The following is a 13,632-nucleotide window of genomic DNA, read 5'->3' as shown; positions in this document are numbered from 1 at the left end:
GACCCAGGCGTCCAAACCAACCTCCCGTCCCCGCAAACTCGCTCCCCGCTCACAATCGGATCGCTACACGCCCGGCTGTGAGATATCCGGGCTAGACATTCATTGTCGCGAGGGCGCGCGCTTCAGCGGGCTGGCCGGCGCTTTGAGGCGCGTTGATATCCTTCCAACACTCATCGCTTTGATGGACTGCGAGAATGTTGATGTCGAGACCCATGAACCGGTAGCCGTTGTCGTTGAGCCATTGCTCGAGTTGCCGGTTATCCGTCTTGATTTTTTCGATCAGGAGGATCGGGCGGTACTTTTTGATTGTCTCCCGAGCACCCGCAAGGGCCTCCATCTCCATGCCCTCGATATCGATCTTGATGAAGTCGACTCGCGGCAAGTTGAGCTCGTCCAGCGTCATTTTTCGGATGAGGACGGTGTTGTTGGTGTAGTCGATCGGCTGACCGATGAATTCGTTACTCGGGCGCTGCCGCAATTCCAGGCTGCCGAAGCTGGAAGGCGCAAAATAGTTTGGATGTGGAATTTTCATCGTGCCGGATTCGGAGGAAACGGCACCATGCACCGCCAGCGCATTGAAGCAGTTGTTGATGGCAATGTTGCCCGCCAGAGCATAGTAGATCCGTTCCTGGGCTTCGATCGCAACCACCGAACCCCAGCCCGTCATCAACGAAGCCCATTCGATCGTGTGGACGCCGATATTCGCGCCACAGTCGATGGCGACCACCCCGTCACCGTGGTACCGCCGTCGTAGTGCCAGCAGTTCGAGAGCTATCTTGACCTCGACTGGATCGAAAGCAGCCGTTTCGAGGATCTGAAACCCCACGCCGTAGCCGCGGTCGGGAGCGACCATGCGATAGTCGAAGCGATTGACGATCATCGTTCCATGGTTGGACGAGGCCATGACAAAGGCCAGCTTTTGCCCTGCGATCGGCATTGCAGAATCTCCTCTAACTCGGAGATGCCACTATCCCAACGCGTGCTTATGCGAGGCTTGCCGCGAAGAAGGCGCAACCAGTGTCTTAACCAGTGTCTTGCCAGCCGCGAAGATCGTGCGTTTTCGCAAAGGCTCAACCCGTCCCTATATGCGGGTGCTTTCCGCCGCGCGCTTGCGCCCTACCTGATCTTCGCCAGGCACTCCTTCAGCCGCTCCAGCTCCGAACGAACCTGCGCTTCCATCGCGTCCTGCAATGCGAGTATGCCTCTGCTGGACAATTCGGCGGAGGCCTTTCGGTCCAGATTCTGCTTCCAGTCCCGGATTGCTTGCTTCGTGGCCCTTTGGGCCTCCGACGTCGCCTTGAGGTACTCCTTCATGCAGGCGTCGGCCATTGAGCATGTCTGGCACTCCTGGGCGGCGGCCGGGCTTGAAAGAAGCAGGGCGAGTATCGCGGTAGGGACTCTCATGCTGATTCCTCCCGCCCAGGAGCATAGCACGTCTCGGGGATGCCTCGAGGAGCAGCGCGCAGGATGGGTGGAGCGCCTGCGAAACCCATCGTGCCGCGACAGCTATCGATGGGCTTCGCTTCCCGTCTATTCCGCTCCGCGTCCGTCGGCGGCCTTTACCACCAGTACGGCCACCGCCATCCCTCATAGCGGACCCATGACGACACATAGGGCGGGCCGTTCGGATCGACCCGGTCGTCTTCAGGGCGATAACGATATCGTGGAACAATGTAGTAATCCCACGGCGTCGGCCTGAGCACGGGCGCCGTGACGATAAGCCTCTGCTGTGGTTCGCGAACCACTTGGGCCTTCCGCGTCCGGGCCTCAGCGCCCGATATCCCGAGGTTGCACAGCACCAGGGCCGTTCCGAGCGCACACGCGGCGGTGATGATCTTCATGCGTTGGTCTCCTTCCCTGGAAGAGTGCAAAAGGACGCAAGGCAAGGCAAGCTAAATTCGCTCGCGCTACGTGCGCGCGCGGCGCAGAGCCTCCTCGAGCTTTTTCCTTTGCTTGTCCCAACGGCCCTGCTCGGCCTCGGCGCGTTCGTCGAGCGCGGCACGCTCGGCTTCGATCGCCTCCGCCTTCACGTCGTGCTCCCGCCTCGCCTTGTCCAGCGCCGCCTGGGCTGCGGCAACCTCCTTGTCGCGGCGCGCGCGCTCCTTGGCGCGGGCGGCCTCTTCCTTGCGTCGCTCGGCGTCTCGCCGCCGCTCTTCCTTCTCGAACGCCGCGGCGGCTTTGCGCGCGTCTTGATCGTCAATCTTGCGTGACTGTTTTGTTACGCCCTTGGCCGGACGCTGCTTCGACTCGGATTTGGACTCGGGCTTGGACTTGGAGTTGGGTTTGGGTTTTCGCTTGGCCTCATCGTCGGCGAGATCGGTCGGCAGCGCGGCGCTCTCGGTGAACGGGCCGCCGGAGCCGACCGGGCGCCGGAGCACGACGCCCGGGCTCGCCATGGTCGCCGCGACGATGTCGGGGTCGTCGGTCTCCTTCGCGGCGCCCTGATGGAAGAGGTTGGAGCTCGCGCCCCAGGCCTCCAGCGCCGCCTTCATCGAGGGTGCGGCGACCGCCTGGTCGTAGAAGCCGAGCGAGGTCTGGTAGGTCTTCAGTTTTCTCTTCAGGTCTTTCGGCATGTCGCCCCGCGGCCCGGCGAAGCACCTCTCCCTCGCACCGGCGCCACCATGCCATAGTGCCCCTGTTTTGCCCGACGAGTCAAATTTTATTCGGGATCACCGAAATTGATCCGAGGCAAGCAACGACCGGAATTGCCGACGGAGCAGCACAATATTCGGTCCCGCAGCCCCCTGAAATCACGCGAGTTTTCTACGGTGCATGGGGTTGTTTTCGACATTTTTGTTGGCGGACAGCTCCGCGAGGTGTCTCCCTACGCCGCGTCGACGTCCTCAGGCGCCGGACCTGCCACGAGCCCGTCGAGGCCGACCATCAGCAAATCGGCAATGTGCATCAGCTGGTAGAGCGGAATGTCGGCCTCGCCATTCTCGGCCAGCGCCAGAAAGGCGGGCGTGACGCCGATGCGCTCGGCGAGCTGGACTTCGGTGTAGCCGCGGGTCTCGCGCGCCGCTCTGACGCGCGCACCGATCCCGAGCCGGTGCCGGGACTGCTCGTCCGCGGTCATCATGACGGCCTGTTCGTCCGGGCTCGCATAACCGTCGGCGAACGCGGTGCCGATCAGTCTCCCCTTGCGCCAGGCGACGCGGCAGTCCTTGCGCAGTCCGCTGCTGAAGACCAGCGTGAACTGCTCGGCGACCCATAGCGACGAGTTGAGCTGCAGGCGGGCGCCGGTGCCGGAGACATCGCGGATCGTGCAGGGCACGCTGATGAGGCTGCCGGTGCCGTTGTCGAACTCGACAATCCCGGTTCGCAACGTCTGATGTCTGGCGGCGGCACGATGCTCGCTCATGACCTGGACTCCCAAAGCTTGCGGCAGCGTCGAACGGCGTAGCCGACGCATCCGTATGATCAGGACATGGATACCGCGGAATTTTTCCCGAACTCCTAAGGCTCCGGCACTTCAACCGGGACCGGACGCCATGGTAAAGGATTTGCTCCCAATCCATCTTTTCCGGCGGAATGCGTGCGGCGCGCCCGTGAGAGCGTTTTCGAGCGAAGTGGATACCGGTTCGCGTAAAGAAAAACGCGCCAAAACAAAAACCTGGAGCCTTTCCCGTTCCGATTCCATCGGAACGGGAAAGGCTCTAGGGGGTGACGAGGCAAGCAATGACCGAATCGATGAAATGCCCGAACTGCCAGTCCGAGCACGCCTATCAGGACCGCGATCTCTGGGTCTGTCCGGAGTGCGCCCATGAATGGCGCGCTGAGGGCGATGCGGCCACTCCGGTCGCGCAGGAGGCCGGCGTGCGCGATGCGCATGGCAATGCGCTCGCCGATGGCGACAGCGTCATCGTGATGAAGGACCTCAAGGTCAAGGGGTCGTCGTCGGTCGTCAAGGGCGGCACCAAGGTCAGGAACATCCGCCTCCAGGACGCCACCGACGGCCACAACATCGCCTGCAAGATCGACGGCATCGGCGCGATGAATTTGAAATCGGAGTTCGTGAAGAAAGCCTGAGCCGCCCGCGTCCCCTCGAGCTATTCCTCCAGCAGCGCGTCATACCCCTTCGCGCTGAACGCGAGCAGACAAAACCCGTGCCCGAACGGATCGGCCAGCATCGCGATCCGTCCATACGGCGCATCGCGCGCGGGCGCCTCGAGGATCGCACCGGCGGCAAGTGCGCGCGCGACGGCGGCATCGACGTCATCGACGACGACGTCGATATGCAGCGGCGTCCAGTGCCGCTCGTAGCGGCGGCGGTCGCTGCCCGCGCCCGGCGTGCCGGCCTGCTTGGTCAGAAGATACACCGGCGCCGGCCAGCCGAGCAGCTCGACGAAGTCGGTGCCGAAGCGGCGGCCGACCGTGAGGCCGAAGGCGGCGGTGTAGAAGGTGGTCGCTTGCGCTGCGTCGGGAACGTCGATGTTGAGCAGGATGGTCATGACGGGCAGCGTAACCCGGACGGAGTGGACGCATAATCCGGAATGTTGCCGCACCTTTCGGTCCCGGACTTCGGTTCCGCTCCAGGCTAGTCGATCACCGCTGCCGCTGCGCCAGATAGAACCCGCACAGCACCGTGACCAGGCCCGCCACCTGCAACATCGTCGGCGGCTCGCCGAGCAGCAGCCAGCCGACCAGGAGCGTCAGCGCCGGCGCGCAGGCCGGGATCACGGCGGCGCGGGCGACGCCGAGGCGCTGAACCGAGACGGCGAACAGATAAAGCGCGGCGGGGCCGGCGAGCACGCCCTGCGCCAGCGCCTGAATGGCATTCTCGGTCACACCGATCGCCGCGACATGGGCGAGACCGACGGTGGCGAGATAGATCGGCAACAGCAGCAGCGACAGCACGTTGATGACGAGCGCGGCCGACACGGCGGAGACGCGCCAGTGCCGCAGCAGCGCGCCAAAACCGGCGAACATGAATCCGGTGAGCACGAAGGTCAGATCGCCGAGCACGCCGTCGGCTCCGATATGGCCGATCGATTCCGCGCCGATCACGCAGAGGCCGCCGACGATAACCAGGGCGCCGGCAAGGCGCGACGCGGAGATGTGCTCCTTCAGCACGACCGCCGCGAGCAGGAGGCCGCCGAGCGTCGCGCAGGAAGGCTGGATGACGCTGCCGTGGCCGAGCGGCACGAACAGGAATCCGGTGTAGGAGATCAGCGACATCACGGGACCGCCGAGCACCATCAGCACAAGGCCCCTGCCCCAACCGATGCCGCAGAGATCACCGATGCCGGCGCGTGCGACCAGCGGCAGGAACGCGATGCCCGACCAGACATAGCGATGCACGAGCAGATCGACCGGGGTGAAACCGACCTTGAGCCCGTGCCGCGTGCCGGCAAAGCCCAGCGCCCAGAACAGCGCAGCCGACAGGCCGCAGACGACGCCGAGTAACGCCGGCGCCGCATCGTTCTTCTGAATGAGAGCGTCAGCGCCGCTCGTTCGCTGATCCATGGGCAAGCCTTATGTCAGTGCGTGAGCCGCCTCAACCCACGCCGTTGCAGGTCTGGCACGCAGCGTAGCCCAACCATCATGCCTCCTCGCCGAACACCATCCGCCATCCCTTGCGCGTGTCCATGTATTCCCGCACTTCGCGAATACGGTCCCCGGCCACCGTGAACACGAAGCAATAGTCGTTCTCGTAGGGCTTGCCGCCCGCAAGCGTGGCACGCATCCGCTCCTCCACGATCACGACATCGCCGTCGGCGTAGACGCCGCGAAAGGCGATATCGATCTCGGAAAACATCCTGTGCATCTCCTGCGCGATGAAGCGCGCGATCGCTTGCGCGCCCACCATGTGATCGGTGTGATCGAGCGCAACGGCGGTGGCGTTGCCCTTCGGCGCGATCCATTCGGCATCATCGGTGAACAGTGCGGCGATGCGGCCGGCATCGCGCGACGAAAAGATCTTCCAGGCGTTGAGAACGATGTCTTTCGGGCTGGTCACGGCGCGCTCCAGAACTGGTATTGAGGGGGCTTGCATCGAGGGCTGCCTTCTAGGCCGCCATGCGCGTTGCGGCTCGCCACAATCGGACTCGGTCATCCCGCGGCCCTTCCGCCCGCGCAGGCATGCGCTATCATCCGGCCATGCTGAGTTTTGACGATTGCAACGCCGCGCGCCTGCGCAGGGATCCCCGCTATGACGGCCGCTTCTTCACCGCAGTGAAGACCACGGGCATCTATTGCCGCCCGGTCTGTCCAGCCAAGCAGCCGCTGACGCGCAACGTCGTCTATTACCCGACGGCGGCTGCGGCCGAAGCCTCGGGGTTCCGGCCCTGCCTGCGCTGCCGCCCAGAAACCGCACCGTTCTGCCCGGCCTGGAACGGCACGCGTTCGACGGTCGCGCGCGCGGTGAAGCTGATCAACGAGGGCGCGCTCGATGAAGATTCGGTGGTGACGCTTGCGATGCGGCTCGGCATCTCCTCGCGTCACCTGGCGCGCTTGTTCGAACGCCATGTCGGCGCGACGCCGCAACAGCTTGCCAAGACGCTGCGCGTCCAGCGCGCAAAACGCCTGCTCGATGGCGGCGAACACACCATGACCGACATCGCGTTTCAGGCCGGCTTCGGCAGCCTGCGGAGATTCAACGCCGCGTTCGCCGAGCTCTATGGAAGATCGCCGTCCAGTCTGCGCTCATCGAAACATGCGTAGCCCGAATCGAGCTGCGCGAGTTCGCTCAGAAAAATCCGGGGCTGAGATCGAGCCCGTAGGTCAGACTCAGCACGAACACGAACAGCGCGGCGGCTGCGAACAATGCAAGATGCCTGAGAATGAACGCGCGCGGCGAGGTGGTGGCAATAACGGCTTTCTGCGCAACGGGCATGACGCCCTCCATTATGAAAACGATTTTTGGCCGCCAATGAGCGGCGCCCGCATCAGGCGCCGCGATCTGCAAAGCAACTATTAAAGAGATCACACGCGTCTTGAACGGCCGTCCACAATCGGCGCGCGACGGCGATTTTTCTTGCCGCAGCTTTCTCAACCCGCGCACGGCCGCGCCAGAACGTGGCTCGCTTCTCAAAAAAAAGACCGCGCTCCGGATAGGGAACGCGGTCCATGCAGGCTCGGGAGGAGACGAGCCTGTTTCATGTCTTCAAGCGATTGAGATCAGCGGGCCGTGCCCGTCGTGACATCCGCGGTCTTGACCTTGCGCGGCGTCAGCACGCGGGCCTGGTGGACCGAAGCGACCGTGGTCGGCACGGTTGCCTGCTGCTCGACATGCGCGGCACCAAGCACGCGCACCTGCAGGGGGGAGACCGGAAAACCGTTGGCCTCATAGGTCGGCAGCTCGGCGGCGAAGGCCGCGGTGCTGCCCGCGATCGTCAGGATGGCGGCGGCGATCGACAGAGTCTTCTTGTTCATTGGTGATGCTCCTGAGTGGAAGGTTCGGAGCACATTTAAGCGCGTTTTGCTGCATTGCGACATGCTCTGTTGCATTGCAACAGCGCGCCCGCTGCATGGCAATATGTTTAATGCGCACAAGCGCTTGGTCGAAGCCCCGCCGGACGCGACATGACGCTTTTATGGGCGGCGGTCAGCCACCGAGCACATGCCCCCGCGTCCACGCGGCTTATTTCAACGCCGTCGCCAGCGATTGCAGCTTTGCGACGAGATTGGTGCCGAGCGCATAGATGATCTCGATGATCGCCAACGCGATACCGGCTGCAATCAGACCGTATTCGATCGCGGTGGCGCCGGATTCATCGGCGGCAAATTCAATCAACAGGCATTTCAATTTCACAACTCGCATCCTTCCAACTCTACCGCACGTTGCCGGCACGGGAGAGATACCAAGCCGCAATCCAAGATTGAGTAAATTCAATCCTTTCAATTTGATGACAATGAATGGCTGCCGCTTTTCAGCCACTTGCCGCGCCTGAAACCGCAGGGAACTTGCGTTGCACCTCGGCAACACCCGCCCGAAAAGCCCCGTTTCGCCCATTTGCGCCATTGCGCCGCCACACCATCCTCCGAACAATCGACGCGTCGCGTGCCTGGCTGTGCAAGATTGGTTCGAACAGAACCGTTTGGAGGCAGGGATCATGAATGATCGGCGGTCTCTTCTGGTGGCGGTCTCGTGCCCCTCGGCCGTCCTCGCCGGCTGGCTGGTGCTCTCCCTGTCCGCCTCCGCTCCGGCCCTCATCGAGAAAAGCAGCGCCAATGCTGCCGCCGTGTCGCGCGCGAAAGATCTTGGCCGGCTCGAGCTCGCCGACGTCCCGCATGCTGCGGCCATCGAGGATGGCATCGCCCTGACCGCCGATATCGCGGCCGCTGTCGCTGCGACACCGAATCCGGATCCGGCCCCCGAGTCCACAACAGCCGAGATGCCCGCCGCCGTCGTCAAGCTCGCCTCGGCCGATCCGGCGCTGATCTTGCCGGCGGAGGCGCCGCCGGCACTACAGATATCACCTGAACCCCCGCCGCCCATCCTCAGCGAGGCTGCACCGGCAGAAGCCGCACCGGCGCCGGAGCCTGCGATCAAACTCGCATCCGCCGATCCCACCGAGATTGTAACGACAGATGCGTTGTCGCCCGCGGCGATCGCGACCGGCCCAGCGCCTGCCGCGAGCATGCCGTCGCCGCCGGCCGATACCGTCGCCGTGCTCGATGAGTGCTTTGTCATGGACGCCTGCATCGACCGCTATCTGTGGACGCTCTATCAGCGCACCGCGAAGGAGGATTCGATCAAGGTCGAGGATCGCCGCCCCGTCACCATCAAGCGCAGGGGCAAGATGGTCACGGTGATGCGCAGCTTCACAAAGCTGGTCGATCAGGATTTTGGCTGGAAGGATCCGAAAGCGGCCGAGCGCGCTAGCATGCCGATGATGGATTACGTCATCGGCGGCATGGACAAGAGCTTCAAACGAAAGCTGTTTCGCATGATGCTCGCAGCAGAGGCCGCCGGCCTGTCGCCGGGCATCACCAGCGCGTTTCGCGACGACTACCGCCAGTCGATCGCGAGCGGCCTGAAGGCCGCCTCCGACCGCTCCTATCATGGCGGCAGCACGCGCGGTGGCTACGGCCACGGCATGGCGGCCGACATCGTCAGCACCCAGGGCAACAACCGCGCGCAGCGCTGGGTCTCGACCGAAATCCTGTGGAAGTGGGTCGACGCCAACGGCAAGGCATTCGGCATCGGCCGGCCCTATCTCGGCCGCGATCCGCCGCATGTCGGCCCGGTCGACGGCAAGGAATACATCTCGAAGCGTGGCACGGGAGACCACAAGGAAGCGGCCAACGTGAGGTCCAAGAAGGTGACGCGGGCCGCGGCCCACGCAAAGCTGCGAAAGACACACGCCGCACGCGAGCAGAAGGGTTTGGCCAAGCCGCAGAAGTCGGCGCAATCGGCGGCCAAGCGCGCGACCTGACCCTGTTACGGCTTCCGCCCGGGGATCGGCAGCGGTACGAGGCGCATCTCGGCGGTGCCGGCGTCTTGCGTGCGCACCAGCACCGCAAAGATGGTTTCGACCGCAAGCCGCACGGCCGCCTGCATCGCCTTGCCCTTGGCCAGATGCGCCGCAATCAGGCCGGCAAGGAGATCGCCGGTGCCTGAGGGGCGGATCGGCAACCGCGGCGTCGCAAAGCGCGACAGCTGGCCGTCGGCGCACAGGATCGTCTCCACCTGCCCTTCTGCCGTGTCAGCGAGCGTGCAGCCAGTAGCGACGACGTCGATCCGACGTTGCCCCGCCAGCGCCGCGCAGGCCGTGCGCAGGCCCTGCGTGTCCGCGATCGTGACGCCCGACAGCAGCTCGAGCTCGAACTGGTTCGGCGTGGTCAGGTTGGCGGCCGGCAACAGCCGGTGCTGCACCACGTCCAGAATGCCATCGGCGACATAGACGCGGCCGTCATCGCCGATCACGGGATCGCAGAGATAGACCAGTTTCGAATTCCGCGTCAGCGCCCGCTCGACAAAGTCGGCGATCACCGCCGCGTTGCCAGGCGAGCCGAGATAGCCGGTGACGAGCACCGCGGCCTCATCGACGAGGTCGCGCTCCTCGACGCCTTTGAGGAGATCGGCGACGAGTTCGGTCTCCAGCACCCGCCCGCGCAACGTCGGGTAACGCGGATGGTTCGACAGCAGCGTCGTCGGCACCGCCGCGACGTTCACGCCCTCCGCTTGCATGGCATAGGCGGCCGCGCTGTTGCCGACATGGCCGTGGACCACTTGGCTTTGAATGGAGATGACGAGCATTGAGAGGTCCGTAAGATCAAATGCTGAGCGAAGCAAGCGTAGCAGGAACGGCTGGCGTAGCCCGGATGGAGCGAAGCGCAATCCGGGGTTCTCAGATCGCGGCATGAATCCCGGATTACGCTGCGCTCCATCCGGGCTACAAGTTTAGAGCGTCTCATACCCCAGCCCCGGCCGCAGCGCCTGCATCTTCCGCGCCAGCCGCCGGTGCCCCGTCTCCTCCGACCGCGCCAGCCGGTCGGCGACCGCGATATGGTCCGCATCGCTCTTGTGCTGATTGAGCTTGGCCTGCCCCTCGACCGTGTCGACCACGAGATCGACGACCCGGATCGCAGCCAGCATGCTCTCGCGCTTGCCCGGCTCCATTTGCGCGAGGTCCCAGGGCTGCTTCGGCAACCGTGCCTCGGACACCGCAAGCAGCGCATCGCCATGCCCGCGGTTCTCGTCCAGTTCGCGCAGATGCGCCACGCCCGACAGGTGCACGGCCTCGTAGAGCCAGGTCGAGACATTGTCGCGCGAAGAGTACCAGTCGTTGGAGATGTAGGCGTCGTCGCCGGCAACGATCAGCAGGAAGCGCCGCGTGCCGTCTGCGAGCGACACGAGCGGATTCTTGGCGGTGAAATGGATCTGCACGATCACCTGCCCGTTGCGCTCGACCAGCACGAACGGCACATGCGAGGCCCGCGGACCGTGCTCGTCCGCCGCGACGATCATGCCGAAGCCGCGTTGCCCGGCAAATTCCAGCGCACGCTGCTCCTCGATGCGAAACTGGGGGCGAAGCACATGCATGGCACGGGTCTCAATGGCTCGAATAGGGAATGGCGAGCGAAGGCTAACCCACCAGCCGGCAAGATCTGAAGAATAATCGGCCCGCAAACGCCGATGTCAGCAATGCCTCAGCGCCGCGCCAGCGTCGCAAGATAGGCGCAGAACATGTCGGCCATGGCATCGGCATAGGCCGCGATCTCCGTCTCGCTCCGCGTCTCTTCCGAAAAACTCTTGCCGACCTCGCTCAGCGTCGCCGTGATCAGCTCGCCGGCAAGGATACGCGTCGTATCCGAGGCTTTCGGCAGCGCCTCCCGCATGAACGCGGCGACGATCCCCTCGCCGGCTGCCCGGGCGTCCTGCGCCTCGGGCGCGTCGCGATACAGCGGTGCAGCGTCACTGAGTGCGACGCGGATCGCGGCCTCCTCGCACTCGGAACGAATGAAGGCGTGGACCAGCGCGCGCAGCCGCGCCGGTGGCGGCTTCGCCGCATCCGCGAGGATCCCGCGCAACAGCTCGCTCGTGCGCCGCCATTCGTCGCTCTGGAGGCGGAACAGGATCGCCGCCTTGTTCGGAAAATATTGGTAGAGCGATCCGACGCTCACACCGGCCCGCTCCGCCACCCGTGCCGTGGTGAAACGCTGCGCCCCCTCCTTGGCCAGGACCTGAACAGCGGCATCCAGAATCGCCGCCACCAGCCCGCTCGATCGGGCCTGTTGCGGCTGTTTTCGTGAGGAAATTGAACGGCTTCGGCGGTCGGCCATGGTGTGCTCGGACAATGCGAATAGGAAATGCGACGAATTAGTCGTATTTCAATCCCTGCGCAAGCACGCGCTTCTTCGCGAACTCCGGAGACATCAAATGACCACCCCGACCATCACAACGCTTGCGCCGCTGCTGGATCGCCTGTTTGACGAGGCCGAAGCAGCCAGGGGCGCAACGCATGCCGCCGTCGCCGATTTGTCCGACGCAGACCGGGCGCGGATGATGCGGAGCAAGACCGATTACCGCGACCTCTACGGACGCTTGAAGGACGCACCGCTCGCGGTCTCGCGCGAGACGGGTCACCTGCTCTACATGCTGGCGCGCAGTTCGCGCGCCAAGGCGATCGTCGAGTTCGGGACCTCGTTCGGCATCTCGACCCTGCACCTTGCCGCAGGCTTGCGCGACAATGGCGGCGGCCGTCTCATCACCAGCGAGTTCGAGCCGTCCAAGGCGGCACGGGCACGGGACAATCTTTCGGCTGGTGGGCTGATCGATCTCGTCGAAATCCGCGAGGGCGATGCGCTGAAGACGCTCAGCGCCGATCTGCCCGACACGATCGACCTCGTGCTGCTCGACGGCGCCAAGGCGCTCTACCCGGAGATCCTCGATCTGGTCGAAGGCCATCTCAAGCCGGGCGCGATCATCGTCGCCGACAATGCCGACGACAGCCCCGACTATCTCGCGCGCGTACGCGGGCCCGCAAGCGGCTACATGTCCACGCCCTTCGCCGAAGACGTCGAGCTGTCCGTACGGATCAGCTGACACTGCATAAAATCGATACTCTGAGCCGTCGTGCGATCTGTCGCGCGGCGGCTTCGTCTTTTCGGCGAAACAGCCAAAACTCCGGCAAACCGCCGCCAACAGGCTCCGGCCTGTCGCAGGCTCGTCACTCACACGTGATACCTCCACCCGCCAAAAGCCATGTTCCGCGTGCTAAACATACCTACCGCGCGGTATCTTTCGCGCGCCACATCTGAGCTCGCCATGACCTCCGCCTTCAATGCCTACGCAGCGCTTGCCCTCGCCATCGTCTTCGAGGTGACCGCGTCCGCCTTCCTGCAGCAGTCCGCGCAGTTCACGCGGCCATGGCCGACGCTGGCCATGGTGCTGTTCTACGTCGCCTCGTTCTACGCGCTGTCGGTGGCGATTCGGGTCATTCCGCTCAGCATCGCCTATGCGATCTGGGGTGGCGTCGGCATTATCCTGACCGCCACCGTCTCCTTCGTGCTGTTCCGCCAGATGCTGGACGCCGCGGCCTTCGTCGGCATCGGGCTGATCGTGTCAGGGGTCGTGGTCATCAACCTGTTCTCGCAGACGACGGCGCATTGATGCCGGCCAGCGCCTACACCCGCGCCAAGCAGCCCGAGCAGGTCCGGCGCGCCCTGCTCGACCATGCCGCGGCGATCGCCATGGATCACGGCGTATCGGGGATCACGGTGCAGGCGGTGGCGGCGGCGGCCGGCGTCACCAAGGGCGGGCTGTTTCATCATTTCGGCAGCAAGCAGGCGCTGATCGAGGGCCTGTTCGCCGATCTCCTCGCCCGCGTCGATGCCGAGATCGACGCCGCTATCGAAACGGACCCGAAGCCGCGCGGCAGCTTTACGCGGGCCTATGTCAATGCGGTCTTCACCGGCAAGGCCTTCGGCTTTGCGACGCCCTGGGCGGCGCTGAGCATGGTCGTGGTCACAGATCCGTCCCTGCGCCGGCTCTGGAACGATTGGATGAAGGCGCGCCTGAAGCGTCACCGTACGACCGACGCGGCGCCCGAACTCCACGTCGTACGCCTCGCCGCCGACGGCGCCTGGCTGTCATACATCACGACGGGACAGACGCGCATGGGCGCGGACTTGCGTGCCGTGCACGACCGCCTGATCGCACAGACCTATCGGCGCGGATAGCCG

The 13,632-nt window shown here is 64.4% G+C and carries 20 protein-coding genes; 6 read left to right on the top strand and 14 right to left on the bottom strand.

The annotated features are described in order from the left end of the window. Positions 1–91: 91 nt before the first annotated feature. The 5 genes from ABIB95_RS05570 to ABIB95_RS05550 all read right to left on the bottom strand — a co-directional run bounded on the left by ABIB95_RS05570 (position 92) and on the right by ABIB95_RS05550 (position 3,361). Entirely contained in the window at positions 92–937 is an 846-nt protein-coding gene (locus tag ABIB95_RS05570) for an FkbM family methyltransferase (RefSeq protein ID WP_354075775.1), read from the bottom strand. Between the two features lie 179 nt (positions 938–1,116). Further along, positions 1,117–1,329: a hypothetical protein gene (locus ABIB95_RS05565; protein WP_354121591.1), complete on the bottom strand. Its 213-nt coding sequence runs from the start codon at positions 1,327–1,329 to the stop codon at positions 1,117–1,119. 230 nt (positions 1,330–1,559) lie between these two features. Beyond that, complete coding sequence (locus ABIB95_RS05560; protein WP_071914421.1) at positions 1,560–1,841, bottom strand: hypothetical protein; 282 nt, start codon at positions 1,839–1,841, stop codon at positions 1,560–1,562. A gap of 66 nt (positions 1,842–1,907) precedes the next feature. Continuing rightward, positions 1,908–2,573, bottom strand: coding sequence for a cell envelope biogenesis protein TolA (locus ABIB95_RS05555; protein ID WP_354238145.1), 666 nt, complete (start codon positions 2,571–2,573; stop codon positions 1,908–1,910). A gap of 251 nt (positions 2,574–2,824) precedes the next feature. Next, positions 2,825–3,361, bottom strand: coding sequence for a helix-turn-helix domain-containing protein (locus ABIB95_RS05550; protein ID WP_354238144.1), 537 nt, complete (start codon positions 3,359–3,361; stop codon positions 2,825–2,827). 317 nt (positions 3,362–3,678) lie between these two features. On the opposite strand from ABIB95_RS05550, the gene ABIB95_RS05545 reads away from it, so the two are divergent. Then, complete coding sequence (locus tag ABIB95_RS05545; RefSeq protein WP_354238143.1) at positions 3,679–4,029, top strand: zinc ribbon domain-containing protein YjdM; 351 nt, start codon at positions 3,679–3,681, stop codon at positions 4,027–4,029. A 20-nt stretch (positions 4,030–4,049) separates the two neighbouring features. Here ABIB95_RS05545 and ABIB95_RS05540 read toward each other — a convergent pair whose 3' ends face one another. From ABIB95_RS05540 to ABIB95_RS05530, 3 genes are all read right to left on the bottom strand, one after another. Next, positions 4,050–4,451 (bottom strand): VOC family protein, encoded by a 402-nt coding sequence (locus tag ABIB95_RS05540; RefSeq protein ID WP_354238142.1) that lies wholly within the window; start codon positions 4,449–4,451, stop codon positions 4,050–4,052. A 94-nt stretch (positions 4,452–4,545) separates the two neighbouring features. Further along, the gene (locus tag ABIB95_RS05535) at positions 4,546–5,466 is read right to left on the bottom strand and encodes a DMT family transporter (protein WP_354238141.1); all 921 of its coding nucleotides are present in this window, start codon (positions 5,464–5,466) and stop codon (positions 4,546–4,548) included. Between the two features lie 76 nt (positions 5,467–5,542). Beyond that, positions 5,543–5,959: a nuclear transport factor 2 family protein gene (locus tag ABIB95_RS05530; RefSeq protein ID WP_354238140.1), complete on the bottom strand. Its 417-nt coding sequence runs from the start codon at positions 5,957–5,959 to the stop codon at positions 5,543–5,545. A gap of 122 nt (positions 5,960–6,081) precedes the next feature. On the opposite strand from ABIB95_RS05530, the gene ABIB95_RS05525 reads away from it, so the two are divergent. Next, positions 6,082–6,663, top strand: a complete 582-nt coding sequence (locus tag ABIB95_RS05525; protein ID WP_207794726.1) for a bifunctional transcriptional activator/DNA repair enzyme AdaA — start codon at positions 6,082–6,084, stop codon at positions 6,661–6,663. A gap of 25 nt (positions 6,664–6,688) precedes the next feature. Here ABIB95_RS05525 and ABIB95_RS05520 read toward each other — a convergent pair whose 3' ends face one another. From ABIB95_RS05520 to ABIB95_RS05510, 3 genes are all read right to left on the bottom strand, one after another. Further along, entirely contained in the window at positions 6,689–6,835 is a 147-nt protein-coding gene (locus ABIB95_RS05520) for a hypothetical protein (RefSeq protein ID WP_167541704.1), read from the bottom strand. Positions 6,836–7,119: 284 nt separating this feature from the next. Further along, positions 7,120–7,374, bottom strand: a complete 255-nt coding sequence (locus ABIB95_RS05515) for a hypothetical protein (protein WP_028161188.1) — start codon at positions 7,372–7,374, stop codon at positions 7,120–7,122. Positions 7,375–7,582: 208 nt separating this feature from the next. After that, positions 7,583–7,747 carry a Flp family type IVb pilin gene (locus ABIB95_RS05510; RefSeq protein WP_166105775.1) on the bottom strand — a complete coding sequence of 55 codons (165 nt, stop codon included), beginning with the start codon at positions 7,745–7,747 and terminating at the stop codon, positions 7,583–7,585. 307 nt (positions 7,748–8,054) lie between these two features. Between ABIB95_RS05510 and ABIB95_RS05505 the strand changes: the two genes are divergently transcribed. Continuing rightward, positions 8,055–9,380: a hypothetical protein gene (locus ABIB95_RS05505; RefSeq protein ID WP_354238139.1), complete on the top strand. Its 1,326-nt coding sequence runs from the start codon at positions 8,055–8,057 to the stop codon at positions 9,378–9,380. Between the two features lie 5 nt (positions 9,381–9,385). Here ABIB95_RS05505 and pdxY read toward each other — a convergent pair whose 3' ends face one another. From pdxY to ABIB95_RS05490, 3 genes are all read right to left on the bottom strand, one after another. Then, on the bottom strand, positions 9,386–10,204 hold the full coding sequence (pdxY, locus tag ABIB95_RS05500; RefSeq protein WP_038943789.1) for a pyridoxal kinase: 819 nt from the start codon (positions 10,202–10,204) through the stop codon (positions 9,386–9,388). Between the two features lie 144 nt (positions 10,205–10,348). Further along, positions 10,349–10,990, bottom strand: a complete 642-nt coding sequence (locus tag ABIB95_RS05495) for an FMN-binding negative transcriptional regulator (protein ID WP_354238138.1) — start codon at positions 10,988–10,990, stop codon at positions 10,349–10,351. A 107-nt stretch (positions 10,991–11,097) separates the two neighbouring features. Beyond that, on the bottom strand, positions 11,098–11,730 hold the full coding sequence (locus tag ABIB95_RS05490; protein WP_354238137.1) for a TetR/AcrR family transcriptional regulator: 633 nt from the start codon (positions 11,728–11,730) through the stop codon (positions 11,098–11,100). A gap of 97 nt (positions 11,731–11,827) precedes the next feature. On the opposite strand from ABIB95_RS05490, the gene ABIB95_RS05485 reads away from it, so the two are divergent. The 3 genes from ABIB95_RS05485 (at position 11,828) to ABIB95_RS05475 (ending at position 13,629) form a co-directional block, all read left to right on the top strand. Beyond that, complete coding sequence (locus tag ABIB95_RS05485; protein WP_135216140.1) at positions 11,828–12,493, top strand: O-methyltransferase; 666 nt, start codon at positions 11,828–11,830, stop codon at positions 12,491–12,493. A gap of 222 nt (positions 12,494–12,715) precedes the next feature. After that, the gene (locus ABIB95_RS05480; protein ID WP_014495640.1) at positions 12,716–13,060 is read left to right on the top strand and encodes a DMT family transporter; all 345 of its coding nucleotides are present in this window, start codon (positions 12,716–12,718) and stop codon (positions 13,058–13,060) included. Continuing rightward, positions 13,060–13,629 carry a TetR/AcrR family transcriptional regulator gene (locus tag ABIB95_RS05475; protein WP_354238136.1) on the top strand — a complete coding sequence of 190 codons (570 nt, stop codon included), beginning with the start codon at positions 13,060–13,062 and terminating at the stop codon, positions 13,627–13,629. Before ABIB95_RS05480 ends, ABIB95_RS05475 begins: the two co-directional genes overlap by 1 nt. The last annotated feature ends 3 nt before the right edge of the window (positions 13,630–13,632 follow it).

Source organism: Bradyrhizobium sp. LA2.1 (assembly GCF_040547725.1).
In the GTDB taxonomy this organism is placed as follows: domain Bacteria; phylum Pseudomonadota; class Alphaproteobacteria; order Rhizobiales; family Xanthobacteraceae; genus Bradyrhizobium; species Bradyrhizobium barranii.
Note: the sequence above shows the minus strand (reverse complement) of the source record. Positions and strands in the feature narration are given on the sequence as shown.

What these genes read in the sequence shown, in the direction of transcription:
- ABIB95_RS05570 (WP_354075775.1), bottom strand. Translation starts at nt 937, where the DNA reads ATGCCGATCGCAGGGCAAAAGCTGGCCTTTGTCATGGCCTCGTCCAAC.
- ABIB95_RS05565 (WP_354121591.1), bottom strand. Translation starts at nt 1,329, where the DNA reads ATGGCCGACGCCTGCATGAAGGAGTACCTCAAGGCGACGTCGGAGGCC.
- ABIB95_RS05560 (WP_071914421.1), bottom strand. Translation starts at nt 1,841, where the DNA reads ATGAAGATCATCACCGCCGCGTGTGCGCTCGGAACGGCCCTGGTGCTG.
- ABIB95_RS05555 (WP_354238145.1), bottom strand. Translation starts at nt 2,573, where the DNA reads ATGCCGAAAGACCTGAAGAGAAAACTGAAGACCTACCAGACCTCGCTC.
- ABIB95_RS05550 (WP_354238144.1), bottom strand. Translation starts at nt 3,361, where the DNA reads ATGAGCGAGCATCGTGCCGCCGCCAGACATCAGACGTTGCGAACCGGG.
- ABIB95_RS05545 (WP_354238143.1), top strand. Translation starts at nt 3,679, where the DNA reads ATGACCGAATCGATGAAATGCCCGAACTGCCAGTCCGAGCACGCCTAT.
- ABIB95_RS05540 (WP_354238142.1), bottom strand. Translation starts at nt 4,451, where the DNA reads ATGACCATCCTGCTCAACATCGACGTTCCCGACGCAGCGCAAGCGACC.
- ABIB95_RS05535 (WP_354238141.1), bottom strand. Translation starts at nt 5,466, where the DNA reads ATGGATCAGCGAACGAGCGGCGCTGACGCTCTCATTCAGAAGAACGAT.
- ABIB95_RS05525 (WP_207794726.1), top strand. Translation starts at nt 6,082, where the DNA reads ATGCGCTATCATCCGGCCATGCTGAGTTTTGACGATTGCAACGCCGCG.
- ABIB95_RS05520 (WP_167541704.1), bottom strand. Translation starts at nt 6,835, where the DNA reads ATGCCCGTTGCGCAGAAAGCCGTTATTGCCACCACCTCGCCGCGCGCG.
- ABIB95_RS05515 (WP_028161188.1), bottom strand. Translation starts at nt 7,374, where the DNA reads ATGAACAAGAAGACTCTGTCGATCGCCGCCGCCATCCTGACGATCGCG.
- ABIB95_RS05505 (WP_354238139.1), top strand. Translation starts at nt 8,055, where the DNA reads ATGAATGATCGGCGGTCTCTTCTGGTGGCGGTCTCGTGCCCCTCGGCC.
- pdxY (WP_038943789.1), bottom strand. Translation starts at nt 10,204, where the DNA reads ATGCTCGTCATCTCCATTCAAAGCCAAGTGGTCCACGGCCATGTCGGC.
- ABIB95_RS05495 (WP_354238138.1), bottom strand. Translation starts at nt 10,990, where the DNA reads ATGCATGTGCTTCGCCCCCAGTTTCGCATCGAGGAGCAGCGTGCGCTG.
- ABIB95_RS05490 (WP_354238137.1), bottom strand. Translation starts at nt 11,730, where the DNA reads ATGGCCGACCGCCGAAGCCGTTCAATTTCCTCACGAAAACAGCCGCAA.
- ABIB95_RS05485 (WP_135216140.1), top strand. Translation starts at nt 11,828, where the DNA reads ATGACCACCCCGACCATCACAACGCTTGCGCCGCTGCTGGATCGCCTG.
- ABIB95_RS05480 (WP_014495640.1), top strand. Translation starts at nt 12,716, where the DNA reads ATGACCTCCGCCTTCAATGCCTACGCAGCGCTTGCCCTCGCCATCGTC.
- ABIB95_RS05475 (WP_354238136.1), top strand. Translation starts at nt 13,060, where the DNA reads ATGCCGGCCAGCGCCTACACCCGCGCCAAGCAGCCCGAGCAGGTCCGG.